We start from the raw sequence: 14,928 nt of genomic DNA, 5'->3' as shown, positions 1-14,928 counted from the left end.
ATAATTATTTATTGGAATATTCTTGGATTTTAGAGGTCATAAATTCTTTAGATTGATTGCCAATCAATCCTTCAATATGTTTTCCTTTCTGTACAACGGTCACAGGAATTCCTTGAGCTAAATCTGGATTGATTTTACCTATATTTTCCACTAAATCTTGGATTGAAATATGATAAACATTTTTCATCTTATTCTTAGCTACAAAAGGCTCTACTTCATTTTGTGTATTAGATTCATCCACATTCATAAAAATAATTTTAACTTTTTTATCATTATTCTCCTCTTGCAAAGCTACAAAGTCAGGAATTTCTTGTACACATGGTCCGCACCAAGTTGCCCAATAATTAGTTACATATACGGTATCGCTATCTAAATGGTATAATTTTTGGGCCTCTTTATAAGTTGTATTTTCAACGGTTTCAACCGCATCATTAATTTCAACTTTAGAATCAGTTGGATTCGTTTTTAAACTATCTGAAATTGATGTTTTTGTATCTGTGTTACTTCCTTCATTCTTCTCTTTACATGAGAGAATTGTAGCTGCTAACATGGCTATATAAAAATATTTTTTCATCTTATTATTATTACTTGACAAAAGTACTTATTATTCTTAGAAAGTACATATGAAAAAAAATTAATTTCAGTTTCATACGATCTTAATTCCTACCCCTCAACTTTGATGTATTAATCATTTGAAACAAATATTTATGACAACAAAAGTTTTTACAACCATAGGACTACTCATTTTATCCAACACTTTTATGAATATGGCTTGGTATGGCCACCTTAAAGTATTCGGCAAAGATAATCATACCTCTATTTTTTTAATCATATTGATTAGTTGGGGGCTTGCATTTTTTGAATATCTCTTTCAAGTACCTGCCAATAAGTTTGGATTTATTGAGAATGGAGGACCATTTTCATTGGTGCAATTGAAGGTTTTACAAGAAGCGATTACTTTAATTGTATTTATGATTTTTTCCAAACTGGTATTTAACAATATTCAATTCACTATGAATCACTTTATAGGTTTTGCTTTATTGGTAGGAGCTGTTTATTTTATTTTTAAAAAATAAACTTGAATTTAAATATGAAGAAAAATTAATTTCAACTTCATATACTTTTTATCTTACTTCTTTAGCTTTACCACCATAATTTAATCCAATTAAAAATTTAAATGTAATGAAAAATCAAACTGTAAAATCATTATTAGTACTTACACTAGCCACTGGCTTAGCAACTGAAACATTTGCACAAAAAATTCATCAAAAAAAATCTCCTTTAAGAACTGAAGTATTACAAAAAATAAATCCAATTAGTGGAAATGTTAAAGAATGGGTTTTTAATCAAGATTTTGTTTACGACGGTTTTTACCTTGAAACCAACGCTGAAAAATATTTAGTTAAATTTCCAATTCATTTAGGTGCAGAACTAAGAAATTCAATCTCTAACAATCCTGTTGTAGTACAAGGAGTAGTTAAATATTCTCCGTTGGGGGAAAAAGAAGTTGAATTAGTCTCATTAAAAACCCCTAACAAAGTAATTTACAATTTACCACCTGAGATACCTACCAACGTCCTTGAGAAAAAATTTGTGAATAATTCCGGAAAAATAAAGGAGGTACAGACCAATGAAATGGGAGATCCTATAGGATTTATCTTAGAAGACCGTACAGTTTTACGTTTACCGAAACATTTATCTAAACAATTGACTAATTTAGCGCCTCAAGGAAGTACAATTTCCTATACAGGAATTGAAAAATCTAAGGCTAATGGGGAGGCTTATTATAATGACTATTCAGTAGTTAGATGTAATACTATAACCATTGGGGAAGACCAATACTTGATAAAATAATACATTAAATGTGATGTATGTAATAATTAGATCTGATATTTTCAGATCTATTTTACTATATTTATTTTCTTTTTCTATCTCTATTAATACATGATTAAAAGAATGCCAAAAAAAACAGAATATATAAATCAATTGAAACATTTCTTAGGATTGCAGCTACCTTCTAATTTAAAAAATAATGGAGAAGATCGTAATCCTAAATCTCATACTATTTTAAAGACCTTACCCAAAGAATCCATTACTTTAACGGGCAAAGTTTTGGAGTTTTTAGTAAACCCTATGGAAGATATTGATAAAATTTTATTATCTACTGAGGAAAAAAATGTAGCCGTACATTTCCCTCCCCATAAAGCCCAAGCTATACTTGAAAAAATTCAAATTGGACAATTTGTACATTTATCCGTTTGTAAATCTAAAAAGATGATATTTAAGAGTTTCCCCTTGTATGATCTTATTCATTTACAAGAACCATTTTTAAATTTAGATTCATTTAAACCTCAAAAATCTAAAGGCGCAGCTATATCTGTGCAAGGATTTATTTCAAATTTCAGATACAACGATAGAAACTTTGTAAGTGCTTTTTTTTTAGAGAATTATTTGGTCGATATACCTCCTCATTTTGGTGAAATAATTACCCCTGTACTTTCTGTAGATAAGGAGGTGAGTATTCAGGGACACCTTAGACAAAATAACATGGGATTTATTAATAAAAGCGGATTGGAAATTATTCGCCCTTATGCTTTAAATGTAGATGGAACTAATTATTTATTATAAATTATGAAAATTCTAATTATTGAGGATGAACCAAGCTTGGGTCGTTTTTTAGAAAAAGGTTTGCAACAAGCCGGATATTCCATTACGCTATCAAAGGACGGTATTGAAGGGCAAAATTTAGCTGCATCTGGTAATTTTGATTTAATTTTATTGGATTTGATGCTACCTGGAATGAATGGTTTTGATATATTGTCTAACCTTAGGGCCTTTAGTATTTCTACACCCGTAATTATATGTAGCGCACTTTCATCAACGGAACAAGTGGTTCAAGGGTTAGATATGGGAGCTGTAGATTATATTAAAAAACCTTTTGACTGGGATGAGTTATTGGCTAGAATCCGTGTGATTCAAAAAAAAATAACCCTTCAAGAATCTTCAATCCTTACTATCAATGATTTATCTTTAGATATTATTGGAAGAAAAGTATCTAGAGCTGGTAAAGAAATTAAACTAACGGCTAAAGAATTTATACTTTTAGAATATTTGGCGCGTAATGTGAATAGAATTGTTAGTAAAAATCAAATTATGGAACATGTCTGGGATCTGGATTTTGATCCGGGTAGCAACCTTGTGGAAGTTCACATGTATCAACTTAGAAAAAAAATTGATAAGGAGTTTGAATATCCTCTTATTGAAACCGTAATTGGACTGGGCTATACTTTAAAAGGAATAAAATCTTAATACTATAATTATTATATTTAAATACTATTAGACATTTAAAAAATAAATATTCGCTTTTGCCTAGAAGACTTGCACTTCTTTATACATTCTTGTATATAATTCTATGCATTTTACTTTCTGCCTTTCTATTGGTTTGGTTTAAAGATACATTTTTAAAATCGTATTCGTTCTCATATATATTTTCCGCATTTTCGATTTTATTAATTATAGGTTCATTATTCACATATTTACTTTCTTATTGGTTAACGTTACTATTGCTCTCCCCCATTCACCAGCTTATTGAGCAGGTCAATCATATCAATATATATAAAGAAATAACCTTATTCAATGAACCCAAAGAAGAGGGAACTATTAAGGAACTTATTGTTTCTTTTAATCATATGCTATTGAGGATTAAAGAACAATACGAACAACAAAATGCTTTTTTTTCATCTGCCTCTCATGAATTAAAAACTCCTTTAACCGTTATACTTACCCAATTGCAAATTTTATTAAATAATAAAAATTTATCCCAAGAAGTTAGAGAAGTATATCAAATGCAGTTTAAAGAAACAAAACGCTTAAGCCAGCTGGTTCAAGATTTTCTCTTGATGGGAGAAATTAACAATCAACAGATTCAATTGCATAGTAAAGAATGTGATCTTACAGATATTTTATACCATTTAATTGAACCTTTGAAATCTAAATTGGATGAAAGGAATACACCTATAAAAATATCTTACCATCCTATTGAAGCTGATTATTCATTTATTTCAGATGAAGGAAAGCTAAATATTATTTTATCTAATTTATTGAATAATGCAACTAAATATTCAAAAGAAAATACAAAAATTTTAATTCATATAAGTAAGAGAGAGGGAAGTATCTTTATTAATATTATAAATACTATACGTGAAGACATTCATCCGGAAGTAACAGATCTCAATCAAAAATTTTACCATTCTAAGCCTTTAAACGGAGAAGGTTTTGGCTTAGGTTTATGGATATGTAAACAGTTGTCGGATTTACTTGAATTGGAATTGTTTTTTGCTATTAAAGATCAAACTTCATTTGAAGCTACTCTGGTTATTTAAATCAGTAAAAACATATTTTTTTCATTTAATTTTAAGGGTTTGTTGAATATAAGAATCGTTAAAAAAGTTTATATTTGGCATTTAAAAATGAAAATATGAAAAAAAATATTCTTGTAGTAACCCTATTTAGTTTAATTGCTTTTTCTTGTAAAGCTCCCGGTGGTAACAAAGAAATATTTCCAGAAAATATTTTGGAAAATCAAAAATCAGATTCTTTAAAAGCAGAAAATACTTCTTTACCGCAAAAAGATGCTAAAGAAAAAGCTATAACTTCGAACAATGATTCAATACAAGTTAAAAATGACAGTACTTCTACATCTTTAGTTACTGATTCTACCAAAAGCAAATAATCCCTACCTTATAAAAATTTCAAATGAATAAAAAAAATTTTTTATCTTCCTTATTACTTAGCTCAATACTTATTATTTCTTGTGGAGAAAATAATCAGAATAGTACTGTTCAATCCGAAAGTGATAAAGTATCTACAGAAGCTTCTGTCAATGAAAAAACATCAAGTTATAAAAACAACTTAGAATGGGAAGCTTATAAAACAGAAAGAAAAGAAGGGGTTAAAGGAACTTTTACAAAAATTAATTTATACGATACTCAAGAGAATTTAAAATTTCCTGAATCTTTAGTTGGTTCAAAATTCAGTATTGATGGATTGTCTGTTTCTTCGGGTGATGTTGCACGAGATGCAAATTTAAATTCATTCTTTTTTAAACGATTAGCCTCTCCAGAAATTACGGGAACTTTTGAAAAATTTGAGAATGGTAAAGCAACTATCAAAATTTCTTTAAATGGTAAAGAAGCTATTAAAGAATTTAACTATACTTTGAATGATAATGAGATTACTATAAAGGGATCTATTGATATTCTAAATGATTTTGATGCTCAAAAATCTTTTAAGGCCTTACATGGGGCTTGTTCTGATTTACACGAAGGAAAAACTTGGACTGACGTAAATTTGACTATTAAAATAGCAAAATAAGTTTTTGCATTTATTTGCTTTAATAAATGTGTATGCAAAAAAAAATCAACTAAATTTTAGTTGATTTTTTTTAATTTATTGAACAAATTCTTTGAGCTTATCAATTTTAGATTTAGCTTCATTTAGCTTGTTCTTGTATTCCTGATCATTATTGATTGAGGTATTTACAGAAAAATAAAACTTTATTTTAGGTTCGGTACCCGAAGGTCTGCAAGCCAATTTAGTTCCTTTGTCCGTATAAAAAATTAAAACATTGGATTTTGGTAAATCTAAATTTGTTTTTTCACCTGTATTAGGGTTTAAAGACGTCGAATTTTTATAGTCGTCCAATTGAACAACCTTCTCTCCTATTAATTCTTTAGGAGGATTAGTTCTAAACTGCTCCATCATAGAAGATATTTCCAATGCTCCGTCTTTTCCTTTTTTTACAATGGAAATTAATTCTTCGTAATAAAAACCAACTTTGTGATAAATTTCTAACAATATATTAAAAAGTGTTTTACCCTTATTTTTTGCTTCTTGGGCTACCTCACAAGCCAATAGTATTGATGATATAGAATCCTTATCTCTCACATAATCTCCTAACATAAAGCCAAAACTTTCTTCTCCTCCGCAGATAAATTGTTCTTGTCCTTCGGATTTTTTTATTAAATCAGCGATCCATTTAAAACCTGTAAGAACGGTTCTGCATTCAACTCCGTAAGCTTCGGCTAAACGATAAAAAATGTCTGAGGTTACTATGGTTGTACCAATAAATTGTTTACCATTAATCTTGACATTTTCCTTCCATTTTTTTAATACATAATCAGTAAGGATTGTATTGGCTTGGTTTCCGTTTAATAAAACCATTTTACCATCTAATCCACGAACGGCTATACCCAATCGATCTGCATCCGGATCAGTACCAAAAACGATATCAGCCCCTTGCTCTTCTGCATATTTTAAAGCTATTGAAAGAGCTTCAGGCTCTTCAGGATTGGGAGATTTTACAGTTGAAAAATTTCCATCTGGGTTTTGCTGTTCGGGTACTATAAATACATTTTCATACCCCGCTTGTTTAAGTACTTGGGGTAATACTTGAATTGATGTTCCATGCAAAGGTGTATAAACTATTTTTAAATCCTTTTTACCTGTTAGAAAGCTTGCATGTTTGGTTACTGTATCTATAAATTTTTGGTCTAAGTCCTCACTAAGGTAAGTTAATTTAGTATCATCTCCATTAAATTTTATTTCCGAATAGTCTACTTTCCGAACCTCCTGTATGATTGCTTCGTCTTCAGGAGGAACTATTTGTGCACCATCCTTACCATAAACCTTAAATCCGTTGTATTCCGGAGGATTGTGTGAAGCTGTTAAAACAATTCCTGCTTCGCAGTTTAATTCTCTTACAGCAAAAGATAATTCTGGAGTTGGTCTAAATTCCTTAAACAAGTAAACGTGTATCCCATTGGCTGTTAATACATCAGCAACAATTTTTGCAAAAACATCACTGTTATGTCTAACATCATAAGCAATAGCTACGCTAATTTTTTTTCCTAAATATTCTTTTACTAGATAATTCGCTAGTCCCTGCGTGGCTTGTCCATAAGTATAACGATTCAATCTGTTGGTTCCAACTCCCATGATTCCACGCATCCCACCAGTACCAAACTCTAAATCCTTGTAAAAGGCATCTTCAAGTTCTTCGGGATTATTCTCAATAAGATATTGAACTTCTTTTTGTACGTCTTTATCAAAAGGTTCTCTTAGCCAGCTTTTTGCTCTTTCTGAATAATTCATTTTAATTAGTTTATAAGAATGTATTACTTCCTGATGCTGTCAGAATTTATAAATTTTAACTCAGCCAAATCAATGGTTTTAATGTCTTTGGAAGGATTTCCTATTATGGAAAGTCTAGAGTTATTTGTAATTTTTCCCAAGAGCTTACTTTTCACATACAATTCAGCAGTGGCAACATTAGAAATATTTACATTGGCTTCAGATAATTCTAAAAATGGTGAGGTGAAATCACTTTCATCACTAGCGGTTAATATTAGCTTGTTACCCGTTCCTTGAATACTTGCTTTTGCTTTTCCACTTAAATCAACTTTTAAAACGTCTACAACTACATTGCTAGCAAGCAACTTTGCTGATTTAGAAAGATTTATATTTAATTGAGAAACTCTCAATTGTGAATTTATATCTACATTTATACTATCCGTAACATCAAAAGTTTCTATTTGAGGTCCATAGATATAAACATTGTATAAATCAGTTCCCTCCACTTTTTTAGATTCTGAAATGCTTAACTTACTCCCAGAAGTTTTAATTTTTAAATTGTCTAATAAATTTTTATAGGTTTCAACAATAATTCTAGGGTTTGTATTGTCATAAAGATATATTAACCTATAGTTTCCTTGAGCCTCAACTTCATTTATATTACTTATTTTTATTTCCTTTTCACCAGTCTCTCCTTCCCCTTTCACAGAAAAACTACAAGATACTAAACAAAGGCTATAAAGGGCTATAAATGAATAAAAAATAACTTTTTTCATACTTATATTATTATTTTATTTAATATTTAAATATTGAGTAACGATATAATCATCGGTACGCTTTCTTTTTAATTGAACAATAAGCTCTCCTAAAAAACCTGCAATAAACAATAGTGTTCCTAAAATCATCATTGTTAGTGCAATATAGAATAATGGATCATTAGTAACTAATTGTGCTGGAACTTTATTCCAAACTTTTATTAATTTATGAATTCCTAACCATGTAGTAGAAAGAAATCCAATTAAGAACATTAGCGTTCCCATAAAACCAAAAAAATGCATGGGACGGGAACCAAAACTGGACATGAACCAAACTGTAATTAAATCTAAGAATCCTCTTACAAAACGATTGGTTCCAAATTTAGATTTTCCGTACAACCGTGCTTGATGAGGAGCTTCTTTTTCAGTGATTTTAGTAAATCCTTCATTTTTAGCAAGAACCGGAATGTACCGGTGCATATCTCCATGTACATCTATGGATTTTACCACCTCTTTTTTGTAAGCTTTCAAACCGTTATTGAAATCATGAAGTTTAACTCCAGAAATCACTTGTGCTGCCCAGTTAAATAACTTAGAAGGAAGATTCTTGGTTAATACATTGTCGTATCTCTTTTTCTTCCAACCGGAAACTAAGTCATAACCATCTTCAACTATCAATTTCATTAATGCAGGAATTTCTTCAGGAAAATCTTGCAAATCAGCATCCATAGTAATTACTACTTCTCCCTGCACCATTTTAAAGGCAGCGTTTAATGCTTGGGATTTTCCGTAGTTTCTAGCAAATTTTATCCCTTTCACTTGTGGGTAATTTTGAGAAAATGTAGAAATTATTTCCCAAGAATTATCAGTACTCCCATCATCAACAAAAATTATTTCATAAGAAATATTTCTTTGAGAGCACACGGCTTGAATACGTTCAAGCAATTCATTTAAAGATTCTTCTTCATTAAGAAGAGGTATTACTACGGATAGTTGCATGCGGATTTCTTAATCTAAAAAACATGGACAAAAATACGGATATTATAAGGTAAAAGGTATATAACATCCCTAGAATAATTACAGTCATTCTTAAATTAAAAAAATATTTTTCTTCTGTAATCATCCAGTTTAAAAGTTTTTGGTATTGATGATATTTTTGAATATCTTCAGAAGATGGCTTAACAAGCATTGAAAATTCTTGATCTAATCCTTCTCTCCATGTAGTATATAATTGGTGACCAAATATTTCATTGGCTCCTTTATCTACGTAATTTAGAAATAACGATATAATTATAAATGAAACAGTCCCCCCAATAAACATGGTACTAAAAGAGGTTGTGAAACAATCTGCAAATGATAGTTTTTGAATTGATGTTTTTTTGTACAACAATATAACTGCTATAAGTGTATAAAGTGCTGGCAAAATAAAAAAGTTCACTCTTAAGCTAAGAATGTAATAGCTTTGTCCTATAAATAGAAAATAGACTAAGAAAAATAGAACTAGAGTTAGAAATCCTAATAAAACTCCGTAATGTACTGATGAATTTTTCATATAATTTGGGCAAAGTTAGTCTTTTTCGTCAATATAGACTTAATAATGATCTCTTACATACTCCAAAACCTTTTTCATTTCTACTTTTAATTGACTGGTAGGCACTTGAAAATTATTATTCATAAAACTAAATGTTAAAATTTTACCTGATTTTGTTTTCAAATAACCACTAAGGTTGTACACTTGCCCCATGGATCCTGTTTTAGCATATACATAAGGTGGATTTCCTGGATAACTATTTTTTAATGTTCCATTTACTCCTCCTACAGCAAATAAAGAGAGTAAACGTTCTGTTGGAATTTCCTCGTACAATTGATTTAAGACATAAACGAGATCTTTTGGGGAAAGATTATTATAACGTGAAAGACCTGAGCCATCTACCCATCGGGGCTTTTGTGGAAATTCATTTAAATAAGTTTTAAGTATATATTGAATGGTTGATTGTGAGTTTAACTTTTCAGAAATGTTTAAACTAGACATTAATAATATTTGTTCTGCGATAAAATTATCACTAACAAGCATCATCCTCTTAAACAACTCATCCGAAGGAATACTATAAAGAGTTTCTACTGTTCCTTTGGGAAAATTATTCGTTAAAAAAATTTTTTGGTTAGTTTCTTCTTCCAATAAATTTTTAATTAATTCCTTGGAAATTATAAAAGGAATCTGAATTTTTTTATTTCCTGCGTAGTAAAATATATTATTATTTAGATCTCTTACCGATTGTTTTTTTTGAAATAATACTTGGTTTGCAAAATATTTTGGAACAATTTTTTGAGATTGTAAGGTTACTAAATTCCCATAGATGGGAAAGGGAGATCTTTCAGGCGAATAATCCTCAACAAAGTCGTCCCAACTACATCCCGGAGCATAAGCTGTATCGTTCCAATTTTCTAGATACAGAGCTATGGGTAATTGTGAATTCTTCAAAAAATGGATGACTTTATTTTGTCTGAAATAAGATTCGAGTAAAGTAGGATCGCCAGTACCTTTAACATAAAGCGTATCGTTTTTCTTTAAATATTGTAAAGATGGAACTGAATCTGGCATTAATTTAAGGCCTGTATAAAGTGTTAATATTTTAACGTTGGAAGCCGGTATAAAATATTTGTTACTCTGGTAATTGTATAATTCAATTTTCTCTTGTGGATTGTATAATGAGAAACCCACCCACTGATTGGAGTAAAACTCTGAATTGAAATGATTATCTAAAAATGGATTTTGGGCGAATAGATGTAATGAACCTATCATCCATAAAAAAAAGATAATTTTATTTATTGACATATATGGTAAATATTATAGAATTTCTACCATATTAACGTATTCCTTTGGCTTTTATTAATCTATTTTTACCAGAAAGATCTTTTTTTAACTCAACAAAAATAAAATTTTTAGAAAATAATTCTTGGGTTTCCTCCGCCAAATCTTGATTAATTTCTACATAAACAGATCCGGAAGGTTTTAAATTTTTATAAGCGTAATCAATTATTGCTTGGTAAAAAATTAAAGGATTATTATCTGAGACAAATAAGGCTAGAGCAGGTTCATTTTGAACTACAGTATCCTCCATGGAATCTATTTCTGAATTTCTAATGTAGGGAGGATTGGAAACTATAACATCTAGATTGGGAATATCCTCCACCGTTGCATCCAACAGATCTCCAAAAATAAAATTAATATCAACTTGATTTAATTCTGCATTTTTTTTTGCTAATTCTACGGCTGAACTACTAACTTCTAAGGCTGAAACCTTAGAATGCTTTAAATTTTTTGCCAAAGCAATGGCAATACAACCACTCCCCGTGCATAAATCAATAATATTTATGGGGTCAAACTTTTGCTTATTTTCTTGAATCACCCAATCTACCAATTCCTCAGTTTCAGGCCTAGGTATTAATACATTGGGGTTTACTAATATTTTACAATCGTAAAATTCTGTATTTCCAACTATATATTGGTAAGGAACTCCCTGAGACAGTTGAAATAATGAATGTTGGAATAACAATGATTTTATTTCAGATTCTTCGTATAATTCATTTAAACCTAGTTGTAATATTGATTTTTTTTTATGAAGATATGCTTCTGCCAAAGTGTAAAAAATAGTATCTATTTCCTTTTGAGTATATCTTGATGAAAGTACTTCTATATATTCTTTTCTTATTTGTGCTAATGATTTCATTCTGAAAGCAATTAAATTTACTTTAAAATTACAGTTTTTTATATTAATAAAAATTTAATTATTTATAAAATACGTAATCCTTTATGTATTTCCCTCGGATTTAGATAACTGTACAATTTTTTTGGCTAGTATTTCAGTAGGATCAATGATTATGGCTTGTTTATACTTGTATTCTTTATAATTTTTAAACATTAATGGAAGCTCTGTACAACCCAGAACAATAACTTCAACATCTTTTTTAATAAGATAATCAATGGCTTTCAATAAATTTTCTTTACAAAGTCCTTCTGTAAATCCAGCTTTTACACCTTGGGCACCGTAGATGCTTTCCATTACAAACTCTTGATGTTCGTGGTCTGGAACAATTGCATTTAACTTAAATTTGTAGAATTCATTTGTATATACGTTCGTTTGTATAGTTCCTGTGGTGGCTAGTAATCCTACATTAACATTTTCTCCCCAATTTTCAAGAATGTATTTAGCCGTTTCAGTAATCATGTTTATAATTGGAATGTTTAGATGGGGTTGTATACTATCTACAAACGCATGAGCAGTGTTGCAAGGAATTGCAATAGCATTTGCTCCCTCTACTTCTAATCTTTTGCAAGTTGAAAACATTGAAATTGTAGGATCAGTGTCTTTATGAATTAAATGAGCCGTTCTGTCTGGAATTTGTGGATTCTGTTCTACAATCATTTTTATATGTTCTTGATCCTTGTAGGCAGGAGTGTTTTGTATTACTTTGTTCATAAAATCAACAGTTGCTGCCGGCCCAACTCCTCCTAAAATCCCCAATTTAAATGGTTTTAAAGGTTCAAGGCTTTCATTTTGCAGTGCATAATCTGCATAAATTTGATTTACGTCTAAAATTTGTATACCTCGTTTACGAATTTGATCAGCAATTAAAGAAATTTCAGTAATCAGCGGAATTACTAAGTCGCAACCATTGTCAATTAAATTCACACAACTCGAATAAATATTCTCTAAAGCTATTCCCTCTAAATATCCATTTTTTATTCCCAGCTTACTGTATATTGATTCCATTAATAAATTTTGATTTTCTGGGTATATTAATGTATAGTCCTGAAAATATTCCTTGGTTATCTTTAGGTCTTTAACATAATCCGATGAAAGTATACCAATTCTTGAACCTTTAGGAAATCTTTTTTTTACAAAATTTTTTAAAGCTTCAAATAGATTTACAATAGGAATGGAAATTTCTTTTTGCAATTCATTTATAAATGAATGACTGGCAAAACAAGGAATCAATATTTTAGTAAAATTTTTAGCTTCAAAATTTTTACATATAGAATAAGTGTAAAATTTTCTTGATTTAATATCTTTTTCTTGGTAAAGTGGCAGGTCCATTTGAGTGTAGGGTTTTTGCTCAAAACCAAAATGAAAGTTGGATTGATTTTTTAAAACCTGTTTATTTTTTAATAGTTTAAAAAATAAGTCGCCACCAGCCAAAGTTCCCAACCCTCCTATTACTGCTATTTTTTGCATAGAGAAAATTACTTCTTTATATCTATATTTCTTATTTCTAAATAGCATGAATTATGCCTGATTCAGTCTATAATTAAAATTTAGAATTACAATGAAGGTTTAATTACAGTTCAACAAAACTTTAAAATTTTATATATAATAAAATTCATACAGTCTGAATTATTTAATGTTTTTATATTAAAAAATTATATAACAATTATCAATTTATAAATTAATTACGATTTTATATAATTCTATATCAAAAATAATAATATACCACAATTATTATCTTATAAATATATTTATAAAATTATTAAAAACATTGTTAAAATTAATTTTTATTGATAAAAATTTAAAATAATAATTAAATTTGAGCATTAAAATCAAAAAATTAATTTAAAATGAAGAAATTATTTATTTTAGGATCTTTAGTTTTAACTTCACTTGTAGCTCAGGCTCAAGAGGGTTTAAAAGGTCGTTTATTTTTAGGTGGAAGCATTGGATATACTCATGACAAAGTTGGAGCTGCAGATATCAAATCTGATAATTTTAACGTTTCTCCTTTAATTGGGTATTTTATTACTCCAACCATTGCTGTAGGGGGGCAAATTGGTTATGAATATGGAAAAGTTACAACTCCTATAAGTACTCCATTCGGTACTTTTGATAGCGAAGTTAAAACTAACACTTTTGTTATTCAACCTTTAGCAAGAAAATATTGGGGAATTGGAGAAAAAGTTTATTTCTTTGGTCAATTAGACGTTCCTGTTAAATTAGGTAATACTAAAGTTGGAGATAGCAAAAGTAATTTCGTGGATTGGGGTGTAAATTTAAGACCTGGTTTTGATTTATTCTTAACTAAAAATTGGTCTGTTGAAACAACTGTTGGTCGTTTCGGTTATGGAACTCATAATCCAGACGGTGTTAAACATGATGACAACTCTGCTTTTGGTCTTAACTTCAATGACGTGAATTTTGGAGTAAAATATGTTTTCTAAATTACTAAATATTTTTTTAAAGAGAGGATTATTTAATCCTCTCTTTTTGTTTAAAAAATCTTTGGATTATATTTTTCCGGATATTTAGCCATCTCTGGTTTATAAAAATTTTCAATTTCACTGAAAATTTCTTGAATAGAGTTGTTCTCTACACCAATAATTTTACTAATTCCTGCTTCTTTATTCTTATAGTCGGCATAAGCCAATACAATTGGTACTTGTGCTTCTAGAGCAATATAGTAAAAACCTTTTTTCCATTTTTCAGACCAAGACCGAGTCGCTTCTGGAGTATTAATTAATGCCATTGATTTAGATTCTTTAATTAACTTAGCAGAATACTCAACCAAATTATTCCTACTTTTTCTATTTACGCCCAAACAACCTAAACTTTTAAATATAAATCCATACCAAGGTTTAGTATAATCGTCTTTAATCATAATTTTATAAGGAACTCCTAAAGACCAAAAACAGGCAATACAATAGTAAAAATCCCAATTGGAGGTATGAGGTGCACATACCAATACACATTTTTTAATTTTCTCTAAGGGAATAGATAATGTAAACTTCCATCCCATAATTCCTAGCATTAACTTTCCTATAATTTTTCTCAATGTAGCTTAATTTAATTACACAAAAAAAGCTCAGTTAAAACCTATTATAGGAATTAATTGAACTTAAATTTTAATTTTATATAGAATCAACCAAAAATATCAAAAACAATATTCATAGCTTCTAAGACCATTTTAAAAAGCATCTGCATCATAATACGAATAACTTATAAACTTCAAACAAGGCAAAAGTAAGATATTTAATTTTAACTATCACATA

Annotated in this window: 17 protein-coding genes; 8 read left to right on the top strand and 9 right to left on the bottom strand. The window is 29.4% G+C overall.

What is annotated here, in order from left to right:
• Positions 1-4: 4 nt before the first annotated feature.
• Positions 5-574, bottom strand: coding sequence for a TlpA disulfide reductase family protein (locus ETU10_RS08940; protein ID WP_146311621.1), 570 nt, complete (start codon positions 572-574; stop codon positions 5-7).
• Between the two features lie 133 nt (positions 575-707).
• Between ETU10_RS08940 and ETU10_RS08935 the strand changes: the two genes are divergently transcribed.
• From ETU10_RS08935 to ETU10_RS08905, 7 genes are all read left to right on the top strand, one after another.
• Positions 708-1,076, top strand: coding sequence for a DMT family protein (locus tag ETU10_RS08935; protein WP_146311619.1), 369 nt, complete (start codon positions 708-710; stop codon positions 1,074-1,076).
• A 106-nt stretch (positions 1,077-1,182) separates the two neighbouring features.
• Positions 1,183-1,854: a hypothetical protein gene (locus tag ETU10_RS08930; protein WP_146311617.1), complete on the top strand. Its 672-nt coding sequence runs from the start codon at positions 1,183-1,185 to the stop codon at positions 1,852-1,854.
• 102 nt (positions 1,855-1,956) lie between these two features.
• Positions 1,957-2,628, top strand: coding sequence for a hypothetical protein (locus ETU10_RS08925; protein WP_146311615.1), 672 nt, complete (start codon positions 1,957-1,959; stop codon positions 2,626-2,628).
• Between the two features lie 3 nt (positions 2,629-2,631).
• Entirely contained in the window at positions 2,632-3,309 is a 678-nt protein-coding gene (locus ETU10_RS08920; protein WP_146311613.1) for a response regulator transcription factor, read from the top strand.
• Between the two features lie 56 nt (positions 3,310-3,365).
• Positions 3,366-4,382 (top strand): sensor histidine kinase, encoded by a 1,017-nt coding sequence (locus tag ETU10_RS08915; protein ID WP_146311611.1) that lies wholly within the window; start codon positions 3,366-3,368, stop codon positions 4,380-4,382.
• Between the two features lie 95 nt (positions 4,383-4,477).
• On the top strand, positions 4,478-4,732 hold the full coding sequence (locus ETU10_RS08910; RefSeq protein WP_146311609.1) for a hypothetical protein: 255 nt from the start codon (positions 4,478-4,480) through the stop codon (positions 4,730-4,732).
• A gap of 23 nt (positions 4,733-4,755) precedes the next feature.
• Positions 4,756-5,373: a YceI family protein gene (locus tag ETU10_RS08905; RefSeq protein ID WP_146311607.1), complete on the top strand. Its 618-nt coding sequence runs from the start codon at positions 4,756-4,758 to the stop codon at positions 5,371-5,373.
• A gap of 75 nt (positions 5,374-5,448) precedes the next feature.
• Here ETU10_RS08905 and ETU10_RS08900 read toward each other — a convergent pair whose 3' ends face one another.
• From ETU10_RS08900 to ETU10_RS08870, 7 genes are all read right to left on the bottom strand, one after another.
• A complete protein-coding gene (locus ETU10_RS08900; RefSeq protein ID WP_146311605.1) occupies positions 5,449-7,152 on the bottom strand; it encodes a phospho-sugar mutase in 1,704 nt (567 codons plus the stop codon).
• 23 nt (positions 7,153-7,175) lie between these two features.
• Positions 7,176-7,907: a GIN domain-containing protein gene (locus ETU10_RS08895; RefSeq protein WP_146293187.1), complete on the bottom strand. Its 732-nt coding sequence runs from the start codon at positions 7,905-7,907 to the stop codon at positions 7,176-7,178.
• 15 nt (positions 7,908-7,922) lie between these two features.
• Positions 7,923-8,885 (bottom strand): glycosyltransferase family 2 protein, encoded by a 963-nt coding sequence (locus ETU10_RS08890; RefSeq protein WP_146311603.1) that lies wholly within the window; start codon positions 8,883-8,885, stop codon positions 7,923-7,925.
• Positions 8,854-9,438: a DUF4199 family protein gene (locus ETU10_RS08885; RefSeq protein WP_146311601.1), complete on the bottom strand. Its 585-nt coding sequence runs from the start codon at positions 9,436-9,438 to the stop codon at positions 8,854-8,856. Before ETU10_RS08885 ends, ETU10_RS08890 begins: the two co-directional genes overlap by 32 nt.
• A 39-nt stretch (positions 9,439-9,477) precedes the next feature.
• Positions 9,478-10,722 carry a D-alanyl-D-alanine carboxypeptidase gene (locus tag ETU10_RS08880; RefSeq protein WP_146311599.1) on the bottom strand — a complete coding sequence of 415 codons (1,245 nt, stop codon included), beginning with the start codon at positions 10,720-10,722 and terminating at the stop codon, positions 9,478-9,480.
• Positions 10,723-10,753: 31 nt separating this feature from the next.
• A complete protein-coding gene (gene prmC, locus ETU10_RS08875; protein ID WP_146311597.1) occupies positions 10,754-11,617 on the bottom strand; it encodes a peptide chain release factor N(5)-glutamine methyltransferase in 864 nt (287 codons plus the stop codon).
• 81 nt (positions 11,618-11,698) lie between these two features.
• Complete coding sequence (locus ETU10_RS08870; RefSeq protein ID WP_221410379.1) at positions 11,699-13,123, bottom strand: cysteate racemase; 1,425 nt, start codon at positions 13,121-13,123, stop codon at positions 11,699-11,701.
• Positions 13,124-13,503: 380 nt separating this feature from the next.
• On the opposite strand from ETU10_RS08870, the gene ETU10_RS08865 reads away from it, so the two are divergent.
• The gene (locus ETU10_RS08865) at positions 13,504-14,100 is read left to right on the top strand and encodes an outer membrane beta-barrel protein (protein ID WP_146263114.1); all 597 of its coding nucleotides are present in this window, start codon (positions 13,504-13,506) and stop codon (positions 14,098-14,100) included.
• A gap of 50 nt (positions 14,101-14,150) precedes the next feature.
• On the opposite strand, the gene ETU10_RS08860 is transcribed toward ETU10_RS08865, so the two are convergent.
• On the bottom strand, positions 14,151-14,711 hold the full coding sequence (locus tag ETU10_RS08860; protein ID WP_146311593.1) for a 1-acyl-sn-glycerol-3-phosphate acyltransferase: 561 nt from the start codon (positions 14,709-14,711) through the stop codon (positions 14,151-14,153).
• Positions 14,712-14,928 lie beyond the last annotated feature (217 nt).

This window comes from Apibacter muscae (genome assembly GCF_007845595.1).
Classification (GTDB): domain Bacteria; phylum Bacteroidota; class Bacteroidia; order Flavobacteriales; family Weeksellaceae; genus Apibacter; species Apibacter muscae.
The sequence above is the reverse complement of the archived record's forward strand: the minus strand, read 5'-3'. Positions and strand labels throughout refer to the sequence as shown.

Coding starts and splice junctions, on each gene's coding strand:
- ETU10_RS08940 (WP_146311621.1), bottom strand. CDS start 574: ATGAAAAAATATTTTTATATAGCCATGTTAGCAGCTACAATTCTCTCA.
- ETU10_RS08935 (WP_146311619.1), top strand. CDS start 708: ATGACAACAAAAGTTTTTACAACCATAGGACTACTCATTTTATCCAAC.
- ETU10_RS08930 (WP_146311617.1), top strand. CDS start 1,183: ATGAAAAATCAAACTGTAAAATCATTATTAGTACTTACACTAGCCACT.
- ETU10_RS08925 (WP_146311615.1), top strand. CDS start 1,957: ATGCCAAAAAAAACAGAATATATAAATCAATTGAAACATTTCTTAGGA.
- ETU10_RS08920 (WP_146311613.1), top strand. CDS start 2,632: ATGAAAATTCTAATTATTGAGGATGAACCAAGCTTGGGTCGTTTTTTA.
- ETU10_RS08910 (WP_146311609.1), top strand. CDS start 4,478: ATGAAAAAAAATATTCTTGTAGTAACCCTATTTAGTTTAATTGCTTTT.
- ETU10_RS08905 (WP_146311607.1), top strand. CDS start 4,756: ATGAATAAAAAAAATTTTTTATCTTCCTTATTACTTAGCTCAATACTT.
- ETU10_RS08900 (WP_146311605.1), bottom strand. CDS start 7,152: ATGAATTATTCAGAAAGAGCAAAAAGCTGGCTAAGAGAACCTTTTGAT.
- ETU10_RS08895 (WP_146293187.1), bottom strand. CDS start 7,907: ATGAAAAAAGTTATTTTTTATTCATTTATAGCCCTTTATAGCCTTTGT.
- ETU10_RS08890 (WP_146311603.1), bottom strand. CDS start 8,885: ATGCAACTATCCGTAGTAATACCTCTTCTTAATGAAGAAGAATCTTTA.
- ETU10_RS08885 (WP_146311601.1), bottom strand. CDS start 9,438: ATGAAAAATTCATCAGTACATTACGGAGTTTTATTAGGATTTCTAACT.
- ETU10_RS08880 (WP_146311599.1), bottom strand. CDS start 10,722: ATGTCAATAAATAAAATTATCTTTTTTTTATGGATGATAGGTTCATTA.
- prmC (WP_146311597.1), bottom strand. CDS start 11,617: ATGAAATCATTAGCACAAATAAGAAAAGAATATATAGAAGTACTTTCA.
- ETU10_RS08870 (WP_221410379.1), bottom strand. CDS start 13,123: ATGCAAAAAATAGCAGTAATAGGAGGGTTGGGAACTTTGGCTGGTGGC.
- ETU10_RS08865 (WP_146263114.1), top strand. CDS start 13,504: ATGAAGAAATTATTTATTTTAGGATCTTTAGTTTTAACTTCACTTGTA.